At 70.4% G+C, this 23,883-nt stretch carries 23 protein-coding genes; 16 read left to right on the top strand and 7 right to left on the bottom strand.

Annotation, left to right across the window (positions count from 1 at the left end):
• Positions 1 to 11: 11 nt before the first annotated feature.
• The 9 genes from BJ964_RS43535 to BJ964_RS43495 all read left to right on the top strand — a co-directional run bounded on the left by BJ964_RS43535 (position 12) and on the right by BJ964_RS43495 (position 7,785).
• On the top strand, positions 12 to 959 hold the full coding sequence (locus BJ964_RS43535) for a sugar ABC transporter substrate-binding protein (RefSeq protein ID WP_188126117.1): 948 nt from the start codon (positions 12 to 14) through the stop codon (positions 957 to 959).
• A gap of 75 nt (positions 960 to 1,034) precedes the next feature.
• Entirely contained in the window at positions 1,035 to 1,955 is a 921-nt protein-coding gene (locus tag BJ964_RS43530; protein WP_188126116.1) for a LysR family transcriptional regulator, read from the top strand.
• 168 nt (positions 1,956 to 2,123) lie between these two features.
• Positions 2,124 to 3,026: a VOC family protein gene (locus BJ964_RS49410; protein ID WP_188126115.1), complete on the top strand. Its 903-nt coding sequence runs from the start codon at positions 2,124 to 2,126 to the stop codon at positions 3,024 to 3,026.
• Complete coding sequence (locus BJ964_RS43520) at positions 3,026 to 4,456, top strand: NAD-dependent succinate-semialdehyde dehydrogenase (RefSeq protein ID WP_188126114.1); 1,431 nt, start codon at positions 3,026 to 3,028, stop codon at positions 4,454 to 4,456. Before BJ964_RS49410 ends, BJ964_RS43520 begins: the two co-directional genes overlap by 1 nt.
• Positions 4,456 to 5,250 carry a fumarylacetoacetate hydrolase family protein gene (locus BJ964_RS43515; RefSeq protein ID WP_188126113.1) on the top strand — a complete coding sequence of 265 codons (795 nt, stop codon included), beginning with the start codon at positions 4,456 to 4,458 and terminating at the stop codon, positions 5,248 to 5,250. The genes BJ964_RS43520 and BJ964_RS43515 overlap by 1 nt, the downstream gene beginning before the upstream one ends.
• On the top strand, positions 5,243 to 5,614 hold the full coding sequence (locus BJ964_RS43510; RefSeq protein WP_188126112.1) for a VOC family protein: 372 nt from the start codon (positions 5,243 to 5,245) through the stop codon (positions 5,612 to 5,614). Before BJ964_RS43515 ends, BJ964_RS43510 begins: the two co-directional genes overlap by 8 nt.
• The gene (locus BJ964_RS43505) at positions 5,614 to 6,381 is read left to right on the top strand and encodes an alpha/beta fold hydrolase (protein WP_188126111.1); all 768 of its coding nucleotides are present in this window, start codon (positions 5,614 to 5,616) and stop codon (positions 6,379 to 6,381) included. The genes BJ964_RS43510 and BJ964_RS43505 overlap by 1 nt, the downstream gene beginning before the upstream one ends.
• On the top strand, positions 6,378 to 6,821 hold the full coding sequence (locus BJ964_RS43500) for a GlcG/HbpS family heme-binding protein (RefSeq protein ID WP_188126110.1): 444 nt from the start codon (positions 6,378 to 6,380) through the stop codon (positions 6,819 to 6,821). The genes BJ964_RS43505 and BJ964_RS43500 overlap by 4 nt, the downstream gene beginning before the upstream one ends.
• The gene (locus tag BJ964_RS43495) at positions 6,814 to 7,785 is read left to right on the top strand and encodes a uroporphyrinogen decarboxylase/cobalamine-independent methonine synthase family protein (RefSeq protein WP_188126109.1); all 972 of its coding nucleotides are present in this window, start codon (positions 6,814 to 6,816) and stop codon (positions 7,783 to 7,785) included. The genes BJ964_RS43500 and BJ964_RS43495 overlap by 8 nt, the downstream gene beginning before the upstream one ends.
• A gap of 43 nt (positions 7,786 to 7,828) precedes the next feature.
• On the opposite strand, the gene BJ964_RS43490 is transcribed toward BJ964_RS43495, so the two are convergent.
• Positions 7,829 to 8,116: a putative quinol monooxygenase gene (locus BJ964_RS43490; RefSeq protein WP_188126108.1), complete on the bottom strand. Its 288-nt coding sequence runs from the start codon at positions 8,114 to 8,116 to the stop codon at positions 7,829 to 7,831.
• 157 nt (positions 8,117 to 8,273) lie between these two features.
• Between BJ964_RS43490 and BJ964_RS43485 the strand changes: the two genes are divergently transcribed.
• From BJ964_RS43485 to BJ964_RS43465, 5 genes are all read left to right on the top strand, one after another.
• The gene (locus BJ964_RS43485) at positions 8,274 to 9,716 is read left to right on the top strand and encodes an aldehyde dehydrogenase family protein (protein ID WP_229806813.1); all 1,443 of its coding nucleotides are present in this window, start codon (positions 8,274 to 8,276) and stop codon (positions 9,714 to 9,716) included.
• 27 nt (positions 9,717 to 9,743) lie between these two features.
• Complete coding sequence (gene lhgO / locus BJ964_RS43480; RefSeq protein ID WP_188126107.1) at positions 9,744 to 10,940, top strand: L-2-hydroxyglutarate oxidase; 1,197 nt, start codon at positions 9,744 to 9,746, stop codon at positions 10,938 to 10,940.
• 124 nt (positions 10,941 to 11,064) lie between these two features.
• Positions 11,065 to 11,925 (top strand): amidohydrolase family protein, encoded by an 861-nt coding sequence (locus tag BJ964_RS43475; RefSeq protein ID WP_188126106.1) that lies wholly within the window; start codon positions 11,065 to 11,067, stop codon positions 11,923 to 11,925.
• Positions 11,922 to 13,586, top strand: a complete 1,665-nt coding sequence (locus BJ964_RS43470; RefSeq protein WP_188126105.1) for a thiamine pyrophosphate-dependent enzyme — start codon at positions 11,922 to 11,924, stop codon at positions 13,584 to 13,586. The genes BJ964_RS43475 and BJ964_RS43470 overlap by 4 nt, the downstream gene beginning before the upstream one ends.
• Before the next feature lie 71 nt (positions 13,587 to 13,657).
• Positions 13,658 to 14,710 carry an Ldh family oxidoreductase gene (locus tag BJ964_RS43465; RefSeq protein WP_188126104.1) on the top strand — a complete coding sequence of 351 codons (1,053 nt, stop codon included), beginning with the start codon at positions 13,658 to 13,660 and terminating at the stop codon, positions 14,708 to 14,710.
• A gap of 110 nt (positions 14,711 to 14,820) precedes the next feature.
• Here BJ964_RS43465 and BJ964_RS43460 read toward each other — a convergent pair whose 3' ends face one another.
• The 4 genes from BJ964_RS43460 to BJ964_RS43445 are packed head-to-tail and all read right to left on the bottom strand — an operon-like array spanning position 14,821 to position 19,289.
• The gene (locus tag BJ964_RS43460; RefSeq protein ID WP_188126103.1) at positions 14,821 to 16,428 is read right to left on the bottom strand and encodes a methyl-accepting chemotaxis protein; all 1,608 of its coding nucleotides are present in this window, start codon (positions 16,426 to 16,428) and stop codon (positions 14,821 to 14,823) included.
• Between the two features lie 53 nt (positions 16,429 to 16,481).
• The gene (locus BJ964_RS43455; RefSeq protein ID WP_407650825.1) at positions 16,482 to 17,324 is read right to left on the bottom strand and encodes an ABC transporter ATP-binding protein; all 843 of its coding nucleotides are present in this window, start codon (positions 17,322 to 17,324) and stop codon (positions 16,482 to 16,484) included.
• A 7-nt stretch (positions 17,325 to 17,331) separates the two neighbouring features.
• Complete coding sequence (locus BJ964_RS43450; RefSeq protein WP_188126101.1) at positions 17,332 to 18,354, bottom strand: FecCD family ABC transporter permease; 1,023 nt, start codon at positions 18,352 to 18,354, stop codon at positions 17,332 to 17,334.
• A complete protein-coding gene (locus BJ964_RS43445; protein ID WP_203832666.1) occupies positions 18,351 to 19,289 on the bottom strand; it encodes a FecCD family ABC transporter permease in 939 nt (312 codons plus the stop codon). Before BJ964_RS43445 ends, BJ964_RS43450 begins: the two co-directional genes overlap by 4 nt.
• 217 nt (positions 19,290 to 19,506) lie before the next feature.
• Between BJ964_RS43445 and BJ964_RS43440 the strand changes: the two genes are divergently transcribed.
• Positions 19,507 to 20,538, top strand: coding sequence for an ABC transporter substrate-binding protein (locus BJ964_RS43440; RefSeq protein WP_188126099.1), 1,032 nt, complete (start codon positions 19,507 to 19,509; stop codon positions 20,536 to 20,538).
• A gap of 45 nt (positions 20,539 to 20,583) precedes the next feature.
• On the opposite strand, the gene BJ964_RS43435 is transcribed toward BJ964_RS43440, so the two are convergent.
• Positions 20,584 to 21,051, bottom strand: coding sequence for an OsmC family protein (locus BJ964_RS43435; protein ID WP_188126098.1), 468 nt, complete (start codon positions 21,049 to 21,051; stop codon positions 20,584 to 20,586).
• A gap of 41 nt (positions 21,052 to 21,092) precedes the next feature.
• Positions 21,093 to 21,434, bottom strand: coding sequence for an MmcQ/YjbR family DNA-binding protein (locus tag BJ964_RS43430; protein ID WP_188126097.1), 342 nt, complete (start codon positions 21,432 to 21,434; stop codon positions 21,093 to 21,095).
• Positions 21,435 to 21,521: 87 nt separating this feature from the next.
• Between BJ964_RS43430 and BJ964_RS43425 the strand changes: the two genes are divergently transcribed.
• Entirely contained in the window at positions 21,522 to 22,499 is a 978-nt protein-coding gene (locus BJ964_RS43425) for a sulfotransferase family protein (RefSeq protein WP_188126096.1), read from the top strand.
• Positions 22,500 to 23,883 lie beyond the last annotated feature (1,384 nt).

The raw sequence follows: 23,883 nt of genomic DNA, 5'->3' as shown, positions 1-23,883 counted from the left end.
AGGCGACAAATATGCCTACACCCCTGCGTGTCTTCAGTGCGCTGCTCGCCACCGCCCTCTGTGCCGCCACGATCAGCGCCTGTGGCGACGACTCCGGATCCGAAGCCGGTGACAGCGTCACCCTGGGCTTCGTCAACGGCGCGAACACCGAGTTCCACACCTGTCTCCAGCGGGCGGTCGAGGCTCAGGCCAAGACCTCCGGCGCCGAGGTCGTCGCGGCCAACTCGAAGCAGGACCCCGGCACCGAGCTGGCCAACATCGAGGACATGATCTCGCGCAGCGTCGACGCGCTGATCGTGCAGACGGTGAACGTGGACGCCCTGAAGAACGACATCACCAAGGCCAAGGCGGCCGGCATCCCGATCTTCCTGACCTCGGTGATCACCCAGGACACCTCCGACATCCTGGGTGCGGTCGTGGTGGACCTGAAGGGCGTCGGCGCGCTCGACGCCGGCTACGTCGCCAAGGACGCGGGCGCCGCACAGGTCGAGGTCGGTGTCATCGCCGGCGCCCCCGGCGCGGCCTCCGACCTGCTGGTCAACGGGTTCAAGGATGCCCTGCCCGCCAACGCCGCGCTGGTCGCCAACCAGCCCGGCATGTTCAACCGGGCCAAGGCCCAGGACGTTGCCGAGAACATGATCCAGGCGCACCCGAACCTCGAGTACGCGTTCGTCGCGAACGAGGACATGGCGTTCGGCGCGCTCCAGGCGTTCCAGGCGGCCGGCAAGGACGTCAAGATCGTCACGGTCAACGGGACCGACGACGGCCTCGCCGCGGTGAAGGACGGCCGGTTCGCGGCCACCGTCGCCAACTCGGCGACGGTCACCGGTCAGCTCGCGGTCAAGAACACGATCTCGCTGCTGAACAAGGAGACCACCGAGAAGATCGCGAACACGCCGATCAAGCTGATCACCAAGGACAACCTGTCCGAGGCGCCGCAGTACTGCCTCGAGGGCTGACGTCTCTTTCGACAAAGGAACCGTGGGGGAGCGGACGCGCTCTCCCACGTCTCCCGTTCTACCGCTGGAGGATCGATGGATCGCATTCTGGTCATGCGCAGTTTCGTGACGGTCGCCAAGGTGGGCAGCTTCAGCGGCGCCGCCAAACAGCTCGGCACCTCCGGCTCCCTGATCTCGAGACACGTCGCCGACCTGGAGAAGCAGCTCGGCGTCCACCTCGTCAACCGCACCGCCCGCTCGGTCAGCCTCACCGAGCCGGGCCTGCGCTACAGCGAGTTCGCGCAGCGGATCCTCGACGAGATCGACGAGGAGGACACCCGGATCGCGGAGCTGCACGACCGTCCCGAGGGCCCGCTGTCGATCATCTGCCCGAAGTGGATCGGCGGCCTGGACCTGGGCGACGCGATCGCCGAGTTCTCGGTGGCCCACCCCAAGATCGCGGTACGGTTCGAGCTCGGCGGCATGTCCGACCGCACCTACGACTTCCTGGACTCCGGATTCGACGTCGCCTTCCACACCCGGGACCTGCGGGACTCCAGCGTGCGGCTGAAGCGGATCGCGTCGCTGCCGTTCGTGCTGTGCGCGTCGGACCGGTACATCGCCAGGCACGGGCTGCTCACCGACGCCAACGACCTCAGCCAGCACGACTGCCTCGTACACGTCAACGACCCGGTCTGGCGGATCGGGCACGGCCACTCCAGCACCCTGCACAAGATCCGGAACATCGCGTTCCAGTCGAACTCGTACATCGCCCTGCACAAGGCGGCGGTGCACGGCCGGGGCATCGCGCTGCTGCCGACCCGGTCGGCCTACGACGACCTGGTGAGCGGGACGCTGCGCCTGCTGCTGCCCGAGCTGCCGGTGCCGAGCCGGTCGCTCTACGCCATCTACGGGCCGGCCGTGCAGGCGCCGCGAAAGGTCGAGGTGTTCCTCGCGTACCTCACCAAATGGTTCGCCGAGAACCCGCTGCCGGTCTTCGAGAAACCCGTGCCATGAGACTTGTTCGCGACGGTGGAGACCAATCCGCGGAGCCTACGCGAAGGCGAGGGTCGAGGTCGGTCGCGAACAAGTCTCAGCGTGCAATGAAGGGTTGCGGAATCACCAGGTCTTAACGGCCGAAATCGCTCCTAGGCTGACCGCGAAACGAGAAAGGCAGGCGCGACGGTGGGAATCCAGCGCATCGAGTCGGTGACATACACCGTCGACGATCTCGACACGAACGTTCGCTTCTTCACGGATTTCGGGCTCACCCCGGTGTCGCGTGACGAGACACGCGCGGTCTTCGAGACCCGCATCAAGCAGACCCTGATCCTGGACACGACCGGGCGCCCGGATCTGCCGCCGCCGGTCGAGGACGGGCCCACCCTCCGCGAGATCGTCTGGGGCGTCGACACCCCCGCGGAGCTGGAGCGCCTGGCCGGGCGGGCCGGGGCGGACCGGCAGACGCCGGACGGCGTGCTGCACACCGTGGACCGGACCGGCTTCGGCGTCGGTCTCACCCTCGCGTCTTCTTATGAAAGCGAGCATGACGCGCCGCGCAAATCAAACAAATCCGGATATATCGTACGGGTCAATGAGGCACTCGACTCGGTCGGCCAGGTCCGGCCGATCCGGATGTGCCACGTCGCGCTGAACATCCCCAAGGAGGGCCGCGAGGAGGCGGTGGCGTTCTACACCGGCCTGCTCGAGTTCATCCCGACCGACGTGGTCAAGCCGATGGGCGTGTTCATGCGGGTCGAGGGCGACGCCGACCAGCACAACTTCCTGCTCTGCCACCGCCCGGACTCCGCCGGCGTCAACCACGTCTCGTACGAGGTGAACGGCTTCGACGACGTCATCGAGGGCGGCAACCACATGATCGAACGTGGCTGGCAGGAGGCCCGCAAGCTGGGCCGGCACACCGTCGGGTCGAACGTCTTCCGGTTCGTGCACGCCCCCTGCGGCGGCCGCGTCGAACTGGCCGCGGACATGGACCGGATCGACGGCTCCTACGGCACCCGGGTGCACGAGACCACCCCGCCGCACCACATCTGGACTCTCCGCACCAACCGGGATCGAGGCGAGTAATGACTTATCCGGATTTGTCGCTGTACATCGACGGCGAGTGGATCGCCGACCGCGCAGGCGTCCCGGTGATCAACCCGGCCACCGAGGAGATCCTCGCCCACCTGCCCCTGGCCGGTGTAGAGGATCTGGACCGGGCGATCGCGGCCGCCGTCCGAGGTGGAAAGGTCTGGCGGGACACCCCGGTCGCCGACCGCACCCGGATCCTGCTGAAGGCCGCCGACCTGCTCGCCGCACGGGCCGACCGGGTCGCCGAGATAATGACCCTGGAACAGGGCAAGCCACGTCCCGAGGCCCGCAACGAGGTGCTGCGGGTGGCCGGCGCGCTGCGCTGGGACGCCGAGGACGCCCGCCGGGCGTACGGGCGGATCATCCCGTCGGCCGGCGACACCGTCCTGTCGGTGCGGCACGAGCCGGTCGGCCCGGTCGCCGCGTTCACCCCGTGGAACTTCCCGGCCGGGTCGCCGATGCGCAAGATGGCCGGCGCCCTGTCGGCCGGCTGCTCGATCGTCATCAAGGCCTCCGAGGAGACCCCCGGCACGGCTTCCGAGATCGTGCGGTGCTTCGCCGAGGCCGGGCTGCCGGCCGGCACGCTCAACCTGGTCTTCGGCGAGCCGGCCGAGGTGTCGAAGCACCTGATCGCGTCCCCGGACATCCGGCTGGTCGCGTTCACCGGCTCGATCCCGGTCGGCAAGCTGCTCGCCGCGCAGGCCGGCGCCGAGATGAAGCCGTCGCTCATGGAGCTCGGCGGGCACGCCCCGGTCATCGTGGCCGCCGACGCCGACCCGGTGCGGGCCGCCCGCAAGGCCGCCTTCGCGAAGTTCGTCAACGCCGGGCAGGTGTGCACGTCGCCGAGCCGGTTCCTGGTGCACGAGTCGCTCTACGACACGTTCGTCGCGGAGTTCACCGCGGCGGCCGAACGGGTCGTGGTCGGCGACGGCCTGCACGAGGGCGTCACGATGGGCCCGCTCGCCAACGAGCGCCGGCTCAAGGCGATGGAGGAGCTGGTCGCCGACGCGGTCAGCCGCGGCGCCGTCATCAGAACCGGCGGCGAGCGGCTGGACCGGCCGGGCTACTTCTTCCCTCCCACGGTTCTGGTCGACGTTCCCGAGGACGCGCGAATCATGGTGGAGGAGCCGTTCGGCCCGATCGCCCCGATCGTGGCGTTCAGCGACCTGGACGAGGCTCTGCGGATCGCCAACTCGCTCCCGTACGGCCTGGCCGCCTACGGTTTCACCCGGTCCTCGAAGACGGCGGAGAGGCTGACCACCGGCTTCGAGGCGGGCATCCTGTCGATCAACCACTGTGGCGGGTCGGTGCACGAGGCCCCGTCCGGCGGGGTGAAGCAGTCCGGGTACGGCCGGGAGGGCGGCCCCGAGGGTGTCGAGGCGTACCTGATCACCAAGCGCGTCTCGCACCTGCTGGTCGACTGATGCGGTACGCACGGATCAGCCTCGGCGGCCGGCCGGTCTTCGCCGAGATCGCCGACGGGATCGCCCACGTCCTCGACGGTTCACCACTTCACGGAAGGCCGAAACGGACTGCTGATCGCGTACCCCTCGAAGGTCTTGATCTTCTGCCACCGGTGGTCCCGGGCGTCTTCTACGCGGTCGGCCTCAACTATCGCGACCACATCGAACATGCCAGGGCGATGGGGTACGCGGTGGCGAGGCTCCCGGAGCGCCCGGAGGTCGGCTACCGGGCCAACAACGCGCTGACCGGCCATCACCAGCCGATCATTCGGCCCGCCGGGGTGACCGGGCGGTTCGAGGCCGAGGGCGAGGTGGTGGCCGTCATCGGGCGCACGCTGCGCAACGCGACCCGGGCCGAGGCGCAGGAGTCGATCTTCGGCTGGACCATCGGCAACGACGTCAGCGCCCGCGAGTGGCAGAACGCCGACCGCACCCTCTGGCGCAGCAAGAACAGCGACACCTTCAAACCGATGGGCCCGTGGATCGAGACCGACGTCGACCCGCTGGCCCAGACCACCACGGTCCGTGTCGACGGGCAGGTCAGGGCGAAGTTCGCGACCGGCGCCATGGTCTTCGACCCGTACGACCACATCGTCGAGACCACGAAATACATCACCATGCACCCCGGCGACGTGCTCTGGATGGGCGCCGACAGCACCGTCCAGCTGGAACCGGGATCCACCGTGGACATCGAGATCACCGGCATCGGTGTGCTGTCGAATCCCGTCCAGGCAGAAAGGCACCCCCATGAGTAACGCCCCGAAGTACATCCACCATGTGAACTTCCCGACCACCGATCCGGAGCGCACCAAGGAGTGGTACGCCAAGGTCTTCGGGCTCAAGGCGATCACGCCGAAGAGCAACACCAAGGTCGTGCTGATGACCCGCGGCAACTTCGACCTGCACTTCACCCCGGTCGAGGAGATGGACCGGATGGCGCCCTACCACTTCGCCATCGAGGTGGAGGACTGGGACGGCTTCCTCAAGCACCTCACCGACCTGGGCATCCGGCACACCCGGCCGATCGAGCGCCCGGAGAACCAGTCGAAGTTCTGCTACATCCACGACCCGGACCACACCATGATCGAGATCGTCTTTCACGGAAAGCGGCCCGCCTGATGCCCTTCGCCACTGCCCCCGACGGCGCGAACATCTACTACGAGCGGCACGGCGACGGCCCGGCGATCCTCTTCGTGCACGGCTCCGGCGGGCATCACGCCGCCTGGTGGCAGCAGGTCGCCGCGCTGCGTGACCGGTTCACGGTCGTCACCGTCGACCTGCGTGGCTTCGGCAGATCCGACTCGTCGATGCCCGAGTTCGACGGCCAGGACTTCCCCGGCGACCTGATCGCCGTGCTGGAGTCCGAGGACCTGCGCGACGTCCTGCTGGTCGGCCAGTCGATCGGCGCGGTCGCCGCCCTGCGGGCCGGCCTGCAACGCCCGGACCGGGTCGCCGGGGTCGCGCTCGGCCACTCGCTCGGCGGCCTCGCCCACCCGGAGCTGTCCCCGCTGGTCGACGCGGACCGGGCCGAGGCGGTCAAGCTGCCCGTCCTGGACCGGCTGCTCTCCCGGCGGTTCCAGCAGGAGGAGCCGGCCAGGACGTTCCTCTTCCAGCAGATGGGCACGTTCAACGTCGCCAAGATGGCCGACCTGCGCAACCTGTCGGTGAACGGGCCCACCATCGACGAGATCGTGGCCTCCGGCCTCCAGGTCTGGTTCCTGGCCGGCGAGACCGACGCGGTGCTCAGCGTCGCCACCGTGCGCCGTGCGCATGAGCTGGTCAAGGGCTCGCACCTGTCGGTCGTCCCGGGCGCCCCGCACTCGATGTACTGGGAGTCGCCCGACCTCTACAACGCGGCCGTGGCGTCGATCCGGGAGTCACTGTGAAACTCACCCTTGCCGAGGCCGAGGAGATCCTCGCCGGGACACTGAAGCGTGGCGAGCACCTGGGCAAGGCGCTCAGCGTCGCGGTCGTCGACGCCGGCGGGCATCTCATCTCGGTGAAACGCTCGGACGGCGCCCGCGCGCTGACCCCGAGCATCGCGATCGCCAAGGCGTACAGCGCGGCGATCATGGAGCGCCCGACGAACATGCTCTACGACTGGGCGCAGAGCAACCCGGGCTTCTTCGCCCAGCTGTCGACGATGGCGGCGCACCCGATCGTGGCCACCGAGGGCGGCGTCACGATCAAACGGGACGGCGAGATCCTGGGCGGCCTGGGCGTCTCCGGCGGCACACCCGCCGAGGACCAGCAGGCCTGTGAAGAGGTCCTGACCGAGCTCGGCTACGAGCTGGTCTTCGCGGCATGGGGGAAGAAGCGTGGCTGACACCTTCAAGTTCCGGATCGACCACCACGGCAGCCTGGTCCGGCCGCCCGAGGTGCTCGCCGCCCGCGCCGCCGACGACCCGAACCTGCGGGCCGTCGAGGACGCGGCCATCGCCGAGACGGTCCGCAAACAGCGCAGGCTCAGCCTGACCGTGGTCACCGACGGTCACTTCCGGCGCGCCGACCTGGCCAGCGTTATCACCGGCGCGGTGCACGGCTTCGAGGACGGGCAACTGAAGGCCGAGCGGTCGCTGGTCGCCGACGACACGGCCGCGATCGCCGCGCAGACCCAGATCCCGGCGAAGGCCACGCTGCCCTCGCCGGCCTGGATCGCGGCGCGGACCTTCCGCCCCGGCGGTCCCTGGGCCAGCGCCCGCGAGCTGGGCGAAGCCCTCGCCCTTCTGCTGCGCGAGGAGATCGAGGCGGTCATCTCGCGCGGCGTGCGGCTCATCCAGATCGACAATCACGGGTACGGGAAGAGCCTCTACACCAGCGGCGGCGTGCTCGGCTTCGACGACGCCGTCGCCGTGGACGCCCTCGCCGTGGCGGTGGCCGACAAGCCGTTCGACGTGCGGATCGGCCTGTGCCCGCTCACCCGGGTCGGTGACGGCCTGGACACGGCGGCCGCCGAGCGCCTGTTCGCGGCGGTGCCGGTGGACCGGTGGATCCTGCCGTACGACACCGGCGCCCCGGCCGAGACCGAGCTGCTGCGCGTCGTCCCCACCGAGCGGGACGTCTGCCTCGGCATCGTCGACCCTCGGGTGCCGGAGCTGGAGGACGTCGGCACGGTGATGGACCGGATGGACGTGGTCGCCTCGATCCGCGACATCGAGGACGTGGCGATCAGCCCGAGCGCCGGGTTCGCCGACGTCGCGGGACAGCCGCTGATCGGCGTCGAGGACCAGTGGCGCAAGCTGATCCACGTCGAGACGTTCGCCCGCATGTGCTGGGGCAACGAGCTCTGAGCCGGTTGTCGAGGGGCCGGCCGCGCGCCGGCCCCTCGGTCGTTCACAGGACTTCGGCGAAGGTGACCCGGCGGTCCAGCAGGCGGGGGCGGATCACGCCGATGATGTGCTCGGCGAAGTGGCCGCTGGCCGCGTGCGCGTCGAATCCGGCCCGGTCGGCGTAGACCTCGTACAGGAGGAACGCGTTCGGGTCCTCGGCGTCGGTGTGCACCACGTAGTCCAGGTTCCCGGGCTCGGCTCGGGTGTGTTCACGCATCGTCAGCAACGATTCCCGGACGAGGGCCACGTCCTCCGGAGCACACCGGTAGTGGGCGATGACGGCGTAGGCCACGATTTCTCCCTTGCTTCGCGGGCGGTCTTTCGGCTTCGCATCTCATCAGGGAAATGGGTGCGCCAGGCGCAATCAATGCTTCCTCCGCAGCGCATGGTCGGCGCATTCCGGGCTTCTTAGCATTCGCGATACCGAAGCGATCTCTTGAGGAGCAGTGATGTCCGTTCGCACCATGGAGACCCTGGCCGGCGGACGCTGGGTGGGCGGCGAGAGCTGGGTCGACGTGTACGACCCGGCCGACGTCCGGGAGCCCTTCGTCCGGGTTCCGGCGCTCACCGCCGAGCAGGTCACCGAGATCTACGGCGCGGCCCGGGCCGGTTTCGCCGTCTGGCGGGCGATGTCCGCGATCGATCGGTCCAGGATCCTCGCGAAGGCCGCGGTGCTGCTGCGGGTCCGCAACGCCGAGATCGCCGACGCCATCGTCACCGAGAACGGCAAGACCCTCGCCGAGGCCCGGATCGAGGCCGAGAAGGCCGCCGACTTCTTCGAGTACTACGCGGCCGTCGGGCGGCAGGACTACGGCTCCCTGATCCACGACGCGCGGCCGGACACCCGTACCGGCTTCCAGCGCGAGCCGCTCGGCGTGGTCCTGGCGATCGCACCGTGGAACGACCCGATGATCACCCCGGCCCGCAAGCTGGCGCCCGCCCTGGCCGCCGGCAACGCCGTGGTGCTCAAGCCGGCGAGCGAGACGCCCACCTCGGCGCTGCACCTGGCCCGGGCCCTGGACGACGCGGGCCTGCCGGCCGGTGTGCTCAGCGTGGTCACCGGCCGCACCGCGGAGATCTCCGGCGCGCTGCTCGACGACCCGCGGATCGCGGCGGTCACCTTCACCGGCGGCAACGACGTCGGGGAGGCGCTGCGGGTGCGGCTCGCGGCGTGCGGCGTCCGGTTCCAGTCCGAGCTGGGCGGCAAGAACGCGTCCGTGGTGCTGGCCGGCGCGAACCTTCCGAAGGCGGCCGCCGCGGTCGTCGCGGCGTCCTTCGGCCAGGCCGGGCAGCGCTGCACGGCGACCAGCCGGCTGCTGGTCGACCGGGCCGTGTCCGGCGAGTTCACGGCGCTGCTGCGGGAGAAGGTCGCGGCGCTGCGGGTCGGCCCGGGGAGGGCCGGGGGCACCGACGTCGGCCCGCTGGTCAGCCCGGCGCACCGGGACAGCGTGCTGCGCGACATCGCCACCGCGGTCGAGCAGGGCGCCCACGTCGAACTGGGCGGCGAGGAACTGCCCGGGACCGGCTGCTACGTGACCCCGGCCATCCTGACCGGCGTCACCCCGGACATGGACGTGTGGCGCGACGAGGTCTTCGGCCCGGTCCTGGTGGTCCGCACCGTCGACGGCCTGGACGAGGCGATCGCCGCGGTCAACGACACCCGGTACGGCCTGGCCGCCGCCGTCTTCACCGACAGCCTCGCCGCCGCGCACCGGTTCCTGGCCGAGGCCGACTGCGGACAGATCGCCGTGAACACCACCACGTCCGGATGGGACGTGCACATGCCGTTCGGCGGGTTCCGTGACTCCGGATCGCCCTTCAAGGAGCAGGGCGTGGAGGCGCTGCGGTTCTATACCAGGGTCAAGACCTTCGCCATCCACTTCGGAATCTGAAGTGGCCGTACCAGAGAGGCCGCACACATGGCGGACGAGACCATCGGAATCATCGGGGCCGGCATCGTCGGGCTGGCGATCGGCCGGGAGATCGCGCTACGACGGCCGGGCACCCGGGTCGTGGTCGTCGACAAGGAGGACGAGGTGGCCCGGCACCAGACCGGCCACAACTCCGGGGTGGTGCACGCCGGCATCTACTACACGCCGGGCAGCCTGAAAGCGGAACTGTGCACCCGGGGGCGGCTGCTGCTGCGGGAGTACTGCGCGGACCGGGGGATCGCGTACGACGAGTGCGGCAAGCTGGTCGTGGCGGTCCGCGAGGACGAGCTGGGGCGACTGGACGACCTGGAGAGGCGGGCGAGGGAGAACGGCGTACCCGGTCTGCGGAGGGTCGATCCGGCCGGGATCCGCGAGATCGAACCGCATGCCGCCGGCCTGGCCGCGCTGCACTCACCGGAGACGGCGATCACCGACTTCCCCGGCGTCGCGAAGGCGTTCGCCGAGGACATCGAGGCGGCCGGCGGCGAGGTCGTGCTCAACTTCGCGGTGACCGCGATCCGCCGGGAGCCCGGCCGGATCCGGATCGTCGCGGGCGACCGGGCCGTCACCGTCGACCAGGTGATCGTCTGCGCCGGCATCCACACCGACCAGGTGTCCCGGCTGGCCGGCGACGTCGCCGAACCACGGATCATCCCGTTCCGCGGCGAGTACATGCGGGTCCGCGAGGAGAAGGCGGACCTGGTCCGCGGCATGATCTACCCGGTTCCGGACCCGCGGTACCCGTTCCTCGGCGTGCACTTCACCCGGCGGGTGACCGGGGTCGTCGAGGTCGGCCCGAACGCGGTCCTGGCGACCGCCCGGGAGGGCTACCGGCGCACCAGCCTCTCGATCCCCGACCTGGCCGGCATCGCGGCCTGGCCGGGCACCTGGCACATGGCGCGGCAGCACTGGCGTACCGGGATCAAGGAGGTGCGCGGATCGCTGTCCAAGAAGCGGTACATGGCCGAGGCCATGCGCTACGTCCCGGAGATCGGGGCGGCCGACGTGGTACGGGCCGGCGCCGGGGTGCGCGCCCAGGCGCTGGACCGCGACGGCGGCCTCGTCGACGACTTCCGCATCCACCGGACGGGGCCCGTCACGGCCGTACGAAACGCGCCGTCACCTGCCGCGACGTCGTCGCTGGCGATCGCCGAACACGTGGTCGCCGACGTCTTCGGGACGTGACGGCGAGCACTCCCCGCGTGCAACAACCGATTGCGCGGCAGGGACTCCGCAGCGGCGGAAAACCTCAATAGCTTCATGGACATCCCCGCTGGCTTCGCATCAGCCGGAACGAAAGGAAACACCTATGTTCGTCGTCGACTCCCAGGTGCACATCTGGAAGGAAGAGACCCCGGATCGCCCCTGGGTGCCGGGAGCTCGCGAGCGTATCCGGCTCAACGGCCACCGGGAGGACCCGTTCAGCTACGAGGAGTGCCTCGCGCTGATGGACGAGGCGGGCGTCAACCGGGCGCTGATCCTGCCGCCGTCGTGGGAGGGTGACCGCATCGACTACGCCCTGGAGGCGTGCGAGGCCCACCCGGACCGCTTCGGCATCATGGCCCGCATTCCGCAGAACAAGCCTCTCGAGGGTGCGGCCATGCTGCGGGACTTCGCGCAGAACCCGTACGTGAAGGGCACCCGGCTGACGTTCCACCGGCCGATCGACCGGAACTGGATGATCGACGGCACCAACGACTGGTACTGGCCGCTGGCCGAGGAACTGAACATCCCGACCATGGTGCACGCCCCGATCTGGAAGGCCGAGCTGGGCAAGATCGCCGGACGGCACCCCGGCCTGAAGATCATCATCGACCACATGGGCATCATGGCCCGCTGCGTGGACGACGCCATCGGCTACTGGGTGCAGGAGACCGCCGACCTGCACGAGCACCCGAACATCTACGTGAAGGTGTCGGCCCTGCCGGGTTACTCGACCCAGCCGTTCCCGAACCTCAACATCGAGAAGTACGTGCGTGAGATGGTCGACAAGATGGGCCCGCGGCGCTGCTTCTGGGGCACCGACATCACCCGTCTGCTGGGCCACGGCCTCAGCTACGTGGAGACCATCGAGCAGTTCACCAAGCACTTCGACTTCACGCCGGAGGAGCTGGAGTACATCATGGGTCGCGGCATCTGCGAGGTCCTCGATTGGCCGATCTCGAAATGACGCATCGAACCGATGGCGGCGACGCGGTCATCAGCGCGTTCAACGCGGTCGGGGCGGACTACGTCTTCTCCTCACCGGGGTCCGAGTGGGCCCCGGTGTGGGAGTCGCTGGCCCGCCGGCACCGCGACGGGCTGCCCTGCCCCCGCTACATGGATCTGACGCACGAGACCGTCGCGGTCGGCATGGCCACCGGGTACGGGCTGGTCACCCGCCGCGCGCAGGGCGTGCTGCTGCACGCCGGGCCGGGTCTGCTCCAGGGCTCGATGGCCGTGCACGGCGCGCTGCTGGCCGGGGTGCCGATGGTGGTGACCTCCTCGGAGTCGATCACCTACGGTGACGGGCCGGGCCCCGACCCGGGCGGCCAGTGGTACCGCAACCTCTCCGTGGTCGGTGGCCCGCACGTGATGGCGGCGCCGTTCACCAAGTGGTCCAACCAGGCGGCCAGCGTGCACACGCTGACCACCATGATCACCCGCGGCGCCGAGATGGCGGCCCGCGCCCCGGCCGGCCCGGTCTACCTGAACATCCCGCTCGAGGTGCTGCTCGACCCGTGGGACGGGCCCGACCCCAAACCGGTCGCCGCGCACGGTACGACGGTCAGCGCCGCCGAGGACATGCAGGCCGTCCTGGAGCTGCTCGCCGGCGCGTCGAACCCGGTGATCATCACCGAGACGACCGGGCGTGAGGCGGGCGGCATGGCGGCCCTCGTCGCGTTCGCCGAGGCGATGGCCGTCCCGGTGGTCGAACCCGGCTCGGCGGTCTGCGCCAACTTCCCGCGCGACCACGAACTGCACGCCGGCGGCGAGATCGAGCCGTTCGTCGACACCGCCGACGTGATCGTGCTGCTCAACTGCCGGGCCCCGTTCTACCCGCCGTCACGGCGGCCGGCCCGGGCGAAGATCGTGGTCATCGACGAGGTGCCGCAGCGGCCGCACGTCGTCTACCAGGTGCTCAACGCCGACTTCTACCTGGAGGGCGGGGTCGCCGCCACCCTGCGGGAGCTGGCCGTCCGGGCCCGGGAGCAGGGGCTGGTCAGCGGTTCCACGTTCCGGTCGATGGAGAGCGCCGCGGTCACGACGGCGGAGTGGAAGACCGCCGGCACGCTCGACCCGGTACAGGTCGTGGCGACGTTGCGGGAGGTGATCGGCGAGGACTCGGTCGTCGTCGACGAGACCATCACGCACAGCCGGGTCGTCCAGCGGCACCTGCGGCGCGCCACCCCCGACTCGTACTTCTACGTGCAGGGCGGGCTCGGGCAGGGCATCGCCGTGGCGCTCGGGGTGAAACTGGCCACGCCGGACAAGCCGGTGGTGCTCACCATCGGCGACGGGGCGTTCCTCTACAACCCGATCGTCCAGTCGTTGCAGGCCGCCCGCGCCAACGGGCTACCGCTGCTGATCGTGGTCTTCAACAACCACGAGTACCGGTCGATGAAGATGAACCACCTGCGCTTCTATCCGCAGGGCGCCGCCGTCGACACCGGGGAGTTCCTCGGCAACGACCTCAGCGACCAGCCGGACCTCGCCGCCCTCGCCGATCCGTTCGCCATGCACGCGGAGACCGTCGAGCGCGCCGACGAACTGGCGCCGGCGCTGGACCGGGCGCTCAAGGCCGTACGCGGCGGCACCACCGCGATCGTCAACATCCGTGTATCCCGCTGACCCCGGCTGGTCGCCGGTGCTGTCTCAGCGTGGCTGAGACAGCACCGGCATCCAGCCGCAAGGAGTAACCCATGCCTGCGCCCAAGGTCCTGGTCCCCGCCGATGAGCTGGGCACCTTCACCACCTCGCTGTTCACCGCCGCGGGCGTCAGCCCCGCGAACGCGGCCACCATCTCGGCCGTCCTCACCTGGGCCAGCCTGCGTGGCGTCGACTCGCACGGCGCCTCCCGGGTGCCCCGCTACCTGGAACTGCTCGACTCCGGCGAGGCCAACCGCGACCCGTCGCTGTCGGTCGGCTCGACCAGCCCGGCGGTCGCCGTGCTCGACGCCGACCGGGCGCCCGGCCCGGTGGCGCTGACCGCCGCCGCCGATCTCGCGGCGGAAAAGGCCAAGATCAACGGCATAGGGGCGATCGGCGTACGCCGTACCGTCCACACCGGAGCGATCGGCTACTACACGTCCCGGATCGCCGAGGCCGGGCTGGTCGGCATCGCCTTCGTGGCCGGCATGCCGAACATGGCGTACCCGGGGGTGCGGGGGGCGGCCGTGGCGACCAGCCCGCTCTCCATCGCGGTGCCCGCGCCCGGCCACGCTCCGGCCCTGCTGGACATGGCGACCGCCGGCATCGCGCTCGGCAAGATCGCCCAGTTCCGCAACGCCGGGAAGGAGCTGCCGCCGGGCACCGCCGCCACCGCCGACGGCACCCCGACCACCGACCCGAACCTCGCGAAGATGCCGCTGCCGCTCGGCGGGGTCAAGGGCGCCGGCATGTCGCTGGTGTTCGAGCTGCTCACCAGTGTGCTGGTGGGTGCGCCGATCCTGAGTTCGTTCCACGGTGACGACCCGCAGGGCCGGGTGCACCGGCAGAACGCGCTGATCCTGGCGCTCGACCCGGCCGCCTTCGGTGACGGCGACGCGTTCGGCCCGGCGGTGGCGTCCACCCTGGACACCCTCAAGGGCCTCACCCCGGCGGGGGAGGGCACCGAGATCCGCTACCCGGGCGAGGGCGGCGCCTCGGTCGCCGCGAAGCGGGCCGCCGACGGTGTGCCGGTCGCCGCCAAGGTCTGGAGCGAACTCCAGGTCGCCGCCGAGAAGCTGGGCGTCGCGGTCCCGGCCGTCGTCTGAAACGCACGCAGGTAGAAGGGCCAGGGCCAGCGAATGCTGGGCCCGGCCCTTCCCTCGGCAGGAGCGACGGTCTGTACCACCGCCCCGCTACGACATCCTGCTCTTGATCTTTACTTGAAGGCGAACCGGCCGACCAGCTGGTGCAGGTCGTCGGCGAGCGAGGCCAGCTCGGAAGCCGCCTGCTGACCCGCCGCGACGGCCATCTTGGACTGCTCGGCGGCACTGGAGACCTGCCCGATGTTGCCGGCGATCTCCCGGGCGCCGGCCGCGGCGGTCGCCACGTTGCGGTTCATCTCGGTGGTCGTCGCGGTCTGCTCCTCGACGGCCGACGCGATCGTCGTCTGGAACTGGTTGATCCGCTCGATGACCGCGCCGATCCGGACGATCGCCGCGACCGCGCTCTCGGTGTCGGCCTGGATGGCCTGCACCCGCCCGGAGATGGTCTCGGTCGCCTTCGCGGTCTCCTGGGCCAGGTCCTTGACCTCGCTGGCCACCACGGCGAACCCCTTGCCGGACTCGCCGGCACGGGCGGCCTCGATGGTCGCGTTCAGGGCCAGCAGGTTGGTCTGCTCCGCGATCGCGGTGATCGTCTTCACCACGTCGCCGATCTCCTGCGAGCTGGCGCCCAGCTTGCTGACCGTCTCGGTGGTCTCGGCGACCACCGCCACCGCCTCCAGCGTGACGCCCGCGCTGGCCACCGCGCTCTGCGAGATCTCCTGGATGGCCCGGGACATCTCGTCGGCGCCGGTAGCGACCGTCTGGAGGTTGTACGACACCTCGTCGGCGGAGCCGGTGGCCGAGCCGGCGCCCGCCGACACCGCCTCCGAGCCGGCGACCGTCTGGTCGTTGACCCGGGACAGCTCCCTGGTGCTCTGGGCCAGCAGCCGGGCGCTCTCGGACATCGCGGCCACGGTCTCCCGGACCGAGACGGTCGCCTTGTTCACCGAGCGGGCCATCATGCCGATCTCGTCCTTGCCCTCGACCGGGACGTCACGGGTGAGGTCGCCGGCCGCCATCGCCTCCATGGCCTCGGCCACCGGGGTGAGACGACGGGTGATCGACCGCGCGGCCATCACGGACAGCGCGACACTCAGCAGCAGGCCCACGCCGAGCACGATCAGCACCTGGCGCCGGGCCGACTCGAAGCTGTCGTGCGCGTCGGCCACCGCGGCGTCCGCGCTGGCGGCGGTCTCGACGGCGAGCTGGGCGATGGTGCTCTCCATGCCCTTGTTGACGGCGTCGAAGTCGATCGTCGGCGGCTTGCCGGCCATGATGTCGGCCCACGCCCCGCTGTACTCGTCCCAGAAGCCGGTGAACTCGTCGAGCGTCTTCTGCTCGGACGGGCTCTTGGGCTGCGCCTGGTACGCCTTGAGCGTCTCGTCGAGACTCTTGATCGTCGCGGCGCGCTGCTCGCCGATGGCGGCCTGCGCGGTCTTGTCCGAGCCGACCGCCATCCCGGCGGCCGCGTAGTGGTTGATCATCGCCTGGTGGCCCCGGATCTCACCGAGCAGGGCCAGGTTGGTGACGTTGGTGGAGCGCACCTCGGTGAGGCGGCTGTCCATGTCCCCCATCCGGGCGACGGCCAGCACACAGGCGGCGGTGACGAAGATCGCCACCAGCGACATGGCGGCCAGGATCTTCGTGCGGACGCGGAGGTCGGAGAACCAGCCGACCGCGGCGTTGCTGGTCGCACGCTCGGGTGCGGCTTCGGAGGACATCTGTTCACGCTCCGGCGAGGGGAGGAGGGAATAGGGGTACCCCCCTCCGATCGTCAGATTCGCGCGTTGGTTGAGAGATCTTCGGCACGTCGACGGGCGGCGGGCACGACCAGCGGGGTGCCGGTCTCCGGGTCGTCGATCACCCGGCAGGGCAGCCCGAACACCTCCTCGACCAGTTCGGCGGTGAGCACCTCGCCAGGCTGTCCGGAACGGGCCACCTTGCCGGAGCGCATGGCGATGAGGTGGGTCGCGTAGCGGGCCGCGTGGTTGAGGTCGTGCAGGACGGCGACGAGCGTCCGGCCCTGGCGCTCGTGCAGCTCGGCGCAGAGGTCCAGCACCTCGATCTGGTGCGCGATGTCCAGGTAGGTGGTGGGCTCGTCGAGCAGCAGCAGCGGCGTCTGCTGGGCCAGCGCCATGGCCAGCCACACCCGCTGCCGCTGGCCGCCGGAGAGCTCGTCGACGTTGCGGTCGGCCAGGTCGGCCACCCCGGTGGACTCCATCGACTCCTCGACCACCCGCTCGTCCTCGGCCGACCAGCGGCGCAGGATGCTCTGGTGGGGGTAGCGGCCACGGGCCACCAGCTCGGCGACGGTGATGCCGTCCGGGGCGGTCGACGACTGGGGGAGCAGGCCGAGCGTCTTCGCGACGGTCCGGGTGGGCTGCGAGTGCACGTCCTTGCCGTCCAGCAGCACGGTGCCGGTGGTCGGCTTGAGCAGCCGGGACAGCGCCCGCAGCAGGGTCGACTTGCCGCACGCGTTCGGCCCGATGATGACCGTGAACGAGCCGTCCGGGATCTCGACGCTGAGGTCCTCGGCGATGACCCGCTTGTCGTAGGCCAGTGTCATCCCGGTGCCGCTGAGACGGGTCATGTTCTCTCCAGTTGCCGTGTTCGTCATATCCGCCTCAGATCCGTCCCGCTCGCCGTTCGGTGGTGAGCAGCCAGACCAGGTAGGCGCCACCGACCAGGCCGGTGATCACCCCGACCGGGAGGACCCGGTCGTCGAGAGCGTGCTGGGCGATGAAGTCGGCGCCGCTGAGCAGCAGCGCCCCGACCGCGATCGACGGCAGCAGGTTCGGCCCGGGCGCCCGGGTGAGCCGCTTGGCCAGGTGCGGGGCGATCAGCGCCACGAAGGCGACCGGCCCGGCGGCGGCCGCGCCGAACGACACCAGCAGGGCGGCGGCCAGCAGCGCGCCGTTGCGCAGCAGCGAAACCGGCACCCCGAGCGCCGACGCCGCGTCGTCGCCCATCTCCAGGATCCGCAGGCCGGGACCGCAGGCCAGCACCAGGAACGGCAGCACCGCGCCGAGCACCACGAGCAGCGGCACCGCCTGGGTCCACGAGCGGCCGTCCAGGCTGCCGGTGAGCCAGAGCAGCGCCCGGGCGTTCTCCATCTGCTGCCCGCGGGTCAGCAGGTAACCGCTGATGCCGGTGAGGATCGCCGCCATGCCGACGCCGACCAGGATGAACCGGAAGCCGTGCAGCGCCCGGCCGGCGATCAGCTGGATCAGCAGGGTGGCGGCCATCCCGCCGGCGATCGCGGCGATCGACAGCTGGAGGTCGGAGCCGCCGAGGATCACCACGACCAGTGCCGCGGTGCTCGCGCCGTTGGTGACGCCCAGCATGTCCGGGCTGCCCAGCGGGTTGCGGACCAGCGACTGGAAGACCGCGCCGCCGGCCGCCAGGGCCGCGCCGACCAGGATCGCGACGATCAGCCGGGGCAGTCGCAGCTCGTTGATGATGAACTCGTGTGCCGGGTTGCCCGCGCCGAACAGGGTCGTCACCACGTCGGCCGGGGCGATCGGGAAGTCGCCGGTGCCGAGGCTGAACACGCTGACCACGACGGTGGCGACCACGGCGGTCACCCCGACCACCACGGCCCGCGGGCGGACCCGGCCCGGGTTTCTCCTGACTTCGACAAGCGTCATTTCGCGGCTCGCACGAGATAGAGGAACAGGGGACCGCCGAGGACCGCGGTGACCGTGCCGACCTGGAGCTCGCCGGGGCTGCCCAGGATCCGGCCGAGCACGTCGGCGCCGAGCAGCAGCACCGGCGCCAGCACCGCGGTGTAGGGCAGCATCCAGCGCAGGTCCGGTCCGGTGATCGGCCGCACCAGGTGCGGGACGAGAAGCCCCACGAAGACGATCGGGCCGCACGCCGCGGTGGCGCTGCCGCACAGCAGGGTGACCGCGACGATCACCGCGACCCGGATCACCGCCGGCCTGGCGCCCAGCGCGCGGGCCGCGTCGTCGCCCAGCGACAGCGCGTTGAGCGGCCGGGCCACCAGCAGTCCGGCCAGCAGGCCGGACAGGAAGAACGGCAGCAGCAGCCGGACGGTCTCGAAGTCGGCGCTGGCCAGCGAGCCGGCGGTCCAGAACTTCACCTTGTCGATGGCCTGCGTGTCGGAGAGCAGGGTGGCGCTCACGTAGGAGTACAGCGTGGCGTTGAGCGCGGCCCCGGCCAGCGCGAGCCGGGCCGGGGTGGCCGAGCGCCCGCCGCCGACCGCGTACACCAGCGCGGTGACGACCGCGGCGCCGGCGAGTGCGAACCACACGTACCCGAAGAAGGTGCCGATGCCGAAGAACACCGCGGCGCTGGCCACCGCCGCCGACGCGCCCGCGTTGATGCCGAGCAGGCCCGGATCGGCCAGCGGGTTGCGGGTCAGGGCCTGCATGATCGCGCCGGCCAGGCCGAGCGCCATGCCGACCATCAGACCGAGCAGGGTACGCGGAAGGCGCATCTCGTGGACGATCCGGTAGTACTCCGACGCCGGGTCGGTTAGGCCGGCCCACACCTCGCCGGGGGAGAGGAAGCGGGCGCCGAACCCGACACTGAGGACCAGGACCGCGGCGAGCGCCACCAGGGCCAGGATCAGTCCGAACAGGCGTACGGCGGAGCGGCGCCCGGCACGGGCCGGCTCCGTGGCGCGTAACCCCTGCTCGACGGGGGTGTCGATGGTGGACAGTGTGGTTCTCCCGCCCTGGTGATCTGGATCCTGTTGACGCGCGTTCGGTCCGTTAGGTTAGCCTAACCATCGCACTCGGTCGTAGGGCCGGTCGTCCCCCCAGAAAGACTTGAATATGAAGTACTCACAGCTTTCTTTGTCCCGTCGTGGTCTGCTGGCCGCGGGTGGCGCCGCCGGTGCGGGCGCCCTGCTCGCCGCCTGCGGTGGCAAGGAGGAGACCGGGTCGGCACCGGACGCCACCGCCACCGCCGCCGGCCCGTGGGCGTTCACCGACGACCAGCCCAAGGAACACAAGGCCGACAAGACCCCCGGCAAGATCGTCGCCTTCACCGGCACCGCCGCCGCGCTTGTCGACCTGGGCCTCCAGGACAGGATCGCCGGCGTCTTCGGCGAGACCAAGAAGGCCGACGGCACCGCCGAGGAGCAGGCCGGCGACCTGGACATCAACAAGGTCCAGATCATCGGCAACGCCTGGGGCGAGTTCTCCGTGGAGAAGTACGCGGCCCTCCAGCCCGAGCTGCTGGTCACGCACATGTTCGACCCGGGCGCGTACTGGTACATCCCGGACGCCAGCAAGGACCAGATCCTCAAGCTCGCCCCGGCCGCCACCATCACCGTGGGCCGGGTCCCGCTGAACAAGCCGATCGAGCGGTACGCCGAGCTCGCCAAGTCGCTGGGCGCCGACCTCAACGCGCCGAAGGTGACCGAGGCCAAGGCCCGCTTCGAGAAGGCCGCCGCCGACCTGAGCGCCGCCGCCAAGGCCGCCGGTGGGGTCAAGGTGCTGTTCGGCTCCGGCGCCGCCGACATCTTCTACGTGTCCAGCGCCGCGGTCAGCTCCGACCTCATGTACTTCAAGGAGCTCGGCGTCGACCTGGTCATGCCCGAGGTCAATGGCGCCGACTACTACGAGTCGCTGAGCTGGGAGAACGCCGACAAGTACCACGCCGACATCATCTTCCTCGACGCGCGTACCGGCACCCTGCAGCCCAACGACCTGGCGTCCAAGCCGGGCTGGGCCGCCCTGCCCGCCGTCAAGGCGAACCAGATCTTCCCGTGGCAGGCCGTCCCGATCTACTCGTGGGCCGGCTCGGCCCCGCTGATCGAGGCCATCACCGCCGCCATCACGAAGTCCAAGAAGCTCGCCTGATCCTCGGCCCCGCCACCGGCCCACGCCGGTGGCGGGGTTCTTCGTTCAGCCGCCCGTCACCACCGCCTCGTGGCGCACCGGGAAGTTCACCGAGTTCGCGATGAAGCAGGCGTGGTGCGCGTCGTCGTGCAGCTTGATCGCCGTCTCCACCATCTCCGGCGACGCCACGGTCACCTCGGGCCGCAGCACCGCCTCGGTGAACCGCCCGGACCCGGCGCGGGTGGTCATCTCACCGGAGGCGCGGTCCACATAGGAGGTGACGATGATCCCGGCGTCGGCGCAGGCGTGCAGGTAGGACAGCATGTGGCACTGGGACAGCGCGGCCAGCAGCAGCTGCTCCGGGTTCCACCGCTCCGGGTCCCCGCGGAACGTCCTGTCCGAGCTGCCGGCGATCGGCGGCGGCCCCTCCGCGGTGACCTCGTGGTCACGGCCGTAGTCGCGGTACCCGCTGGTGCCGGTGCCCCGGTTGCCGGTCCAGGTGACGACGGTGGCGTAGTGGTGCGTGAGTGGCATTCACCCTCCCCGAGAGATCCTCCGGATGCCCACGGTACGCGTCAGGCGGGCCGGTCCTTCTTGGGCAGGGTGGCGACGATCGTCTCGTAGGACGCGTCGACCGCCTCGAGGATCTCGTCGTCCGGGATGGCGCCGCCCACGCGTAGCGTGTTCCACCCGTGGCGGCCGATGTAGGCGCTGGCCGAGGCGTCCTCGGGGTAGCGGTCCAGCCACTCGTCGGCGACGTCCCGGTTCGGCCCGCACTTGACGCCGACGGCCTCCCCGGTGCCCAGGAACGCGAAGATCTTCTTGCCCACCTTGGCGACGACGTCGCCCTCCCACGGCTCGTCCTGCCAGGCGCCCGGCTTGGCGAGGCAGTGTCGCAACAGTTCGTCACCGATCATGACTCGTGCTTACGCCACGTACGGGCCGCCGGCAACCGCTGTGGCCTTCTTTGCAAAACGGACATAACGTATCTTACCGTCTAGGCCATGTCTGACCGCCCGATCTTCGTCGTCGGCTGCCCACGCTCCGGCACCACGATGCTCCAGCTGATGCTGCACGCGCACCCGCGGATCGCGCTGCCCCCGGAAAGCCGCTTCCTGCTGCCCGCCTACCACCGGCGGCACGAGTTCGGCGACCTCGGCGAGCCGGCGCGGCGCCGCGCCCTGGCCGAGTTCATCACCGGCACCAGCCACTTCGGCGACCTCGGCCTGGACCGGCAGGCGACCGTCGAGGCGATCGTCGCCGCGCCGCCCACGCTCGGCTCGGCCCTCGGCACGGTCTTCAAGCTGTACGCCGAACGGTTCGGCAAGCCGCGCTGGGGCGACAAGCGGCCGCTCTACCTGCGGCACCTGCCGGCCATCCGGCGGCTCTTCCCGGACGCGCAGATCATCAACATCGTGCGCGACGGCCGGGACTGCGTGGCGTCGCTCAAGGAGACGCCGTGGGGGCCGCGCGACGTCGACGAGCTGATCGACATCTGGGCGCGGTCCGCCGACTCCTCGCTGCGGGCCGCCCGCGCCTACCCGGCCGGCGTCTACCACCAGCTGCGCTACGAGGACCTGGTCGCCGATCCGGAACCGCACCTGCGGGCGATCTGCGACTTCCTCGGCGAGGAGTACGACCCGGCGATGGCCCACCCGTCCGAACTCGCCGCGGTGGCCGTCCCCGCGTACAAGACCTGGCACGCGCTGACCCGCTCCGAGGTCACCACGGCCCGGGTGAGCAGCTGGCAGCGACGGCTCACGGCCGAGGAGATCGACCGCTGCGAGGCGATCTTCGGGGACCGGCTGACCCGGTTCGGCTACCAGGTGTCGACCGCCTGCCGCCGTACCCCCGAGATCAGGGCGACCCGCACCTGGCTGACGGTGCGCGACAAGCTCGATCCCGCCCGGGAACGTGCCGCCGCCGTGCGCGCACGCCTGCGCGCCCGCCGCCGCGGCCCGGCACTGCCCGCCCGCCTGTGAGGGTTCTGCGGTCCAGGTCCGCGTTCCACTTCAAGATCTTTTCTTGTACGCGCGTCCTCGTCCCGCCTTCTCAGGGCCGTTCCGTCCGGTCGGCGCGATCCTGCTGCCCGCTCCGGCCTGTGCCGCGCCCGCCGGGCTGAGATCGGTGCCCGGGCGCCTGCCACCCGCTGCTTTCGGTCCCGCTGGGTGGGTGGTCGCGGTGTTGCCGGCCGGGCTGCCGGGTTGCCCTCTGCCGTAGCGCCGGTGGCCCGGTGCGGTGGTCCCGCTCTTGCTTCCCAGGCGCCGGGGGTTGCCTGCTTGCGGCCGTTGCGCCGGCCGCCCTGGGTGGGTGGTTGCGGTTTTGCTTTCCAGGCACGGGGTTGTCTGCTCGCGGCCGTTGCGCCGGCCGCCCTGGGTGGGTGGTTGCGGTTTTGCTTTCCAGGCACGGGGTTGTCTGCTCGCGGCCGTTGCGCCGGCCGCCCTGGGTGGGTGGTTGCGGTTTTGCTTTCCAGGCACGGGGTTGTCTGCTCGCGGCCGTTGCACCGGCCGCCCTGGGTGGGTGGTTGCGGTTTTGCTTTCCAGGCACGGGGCTGCCCGCTCCCGGCCGTCACGCCGTTCCCTCTGGGCGGGTGGTCGCGCTTACGTGAGGGTGGGCGCGCACGGTGGTGGTGTCGTGGTCGTCTACGTGCCCTATCGGGGCGATGGCCGTCCACGTAGCGGCTTTCGTGTGCGCTCACCGCCGAAAGCCCGGCCGGCCGGCACTCCGGGTGAGCGAGGGACCCGGTTCACCGGCTCTTGTGGAAGATCGAGGTAGCCAGAGAGTCTCGTTTTCGGTTGTCGCTGGGGGTGGATGTCGAGTCGCTTGTTCGTGTGTTTCTCGTCTTCGCCGCGAGGTTCGGCCGGTCATCGTCGGCTGCGCAAGTCATCCGCAGGTGCCGATGTGAATCTTGGGTGATCGTCACCGAGCGCGCGATCTTGCGCCATTGTGGCCATCCGGGAGTCTCCTTCTTGGGCGTTCGCGGTTCTACGTCAAGCGCCCGGTCGGGCGAACCGCCAAATGGGGGGCGCCGTCCGCCGCGCTGGGCGGAAATGGGGCTTTCGCCGGAAACAGGCGCCCGTTTCGCCCGCTTTGCACGCCGCTGTTGTGCGATCTTGAACGATTTGCCACCCGAGGCGGTGGTAAATCGTTCAAGATCGCTCCGGGTGGCGCGTCCTGCTGCGAGGGATTGCGGATTCGGCCGTAGGCAGCTAAGAAGAAGACTCCCGGAGGTATCCGATAACCCAAGGCCTTCCAGGGAAAATTGATCATGGGCGATGGTTTACCGCCGGATGGCGACCAGGCATCAAGATCGGCCCGAAAGCTAAAATCGACCAAGATCGCTGGCGAGTCGGGGTGATGCCACAG

Origin of the sequence: Actinoplanes lobatus (assembly GCF_014205215.1) — a bacterium.
Classification (GTDB): Bacteria; Actinomycetota; Actinomycetes; order Mycobacteriales; family Micromonosporaceae; genus Actinoplanes; species Actinoplanes lobatus.
Note: the sequence above shows the minus strand (reverse complement) of the source record. Positions and strands in the feature narration are given on the sequence as shown.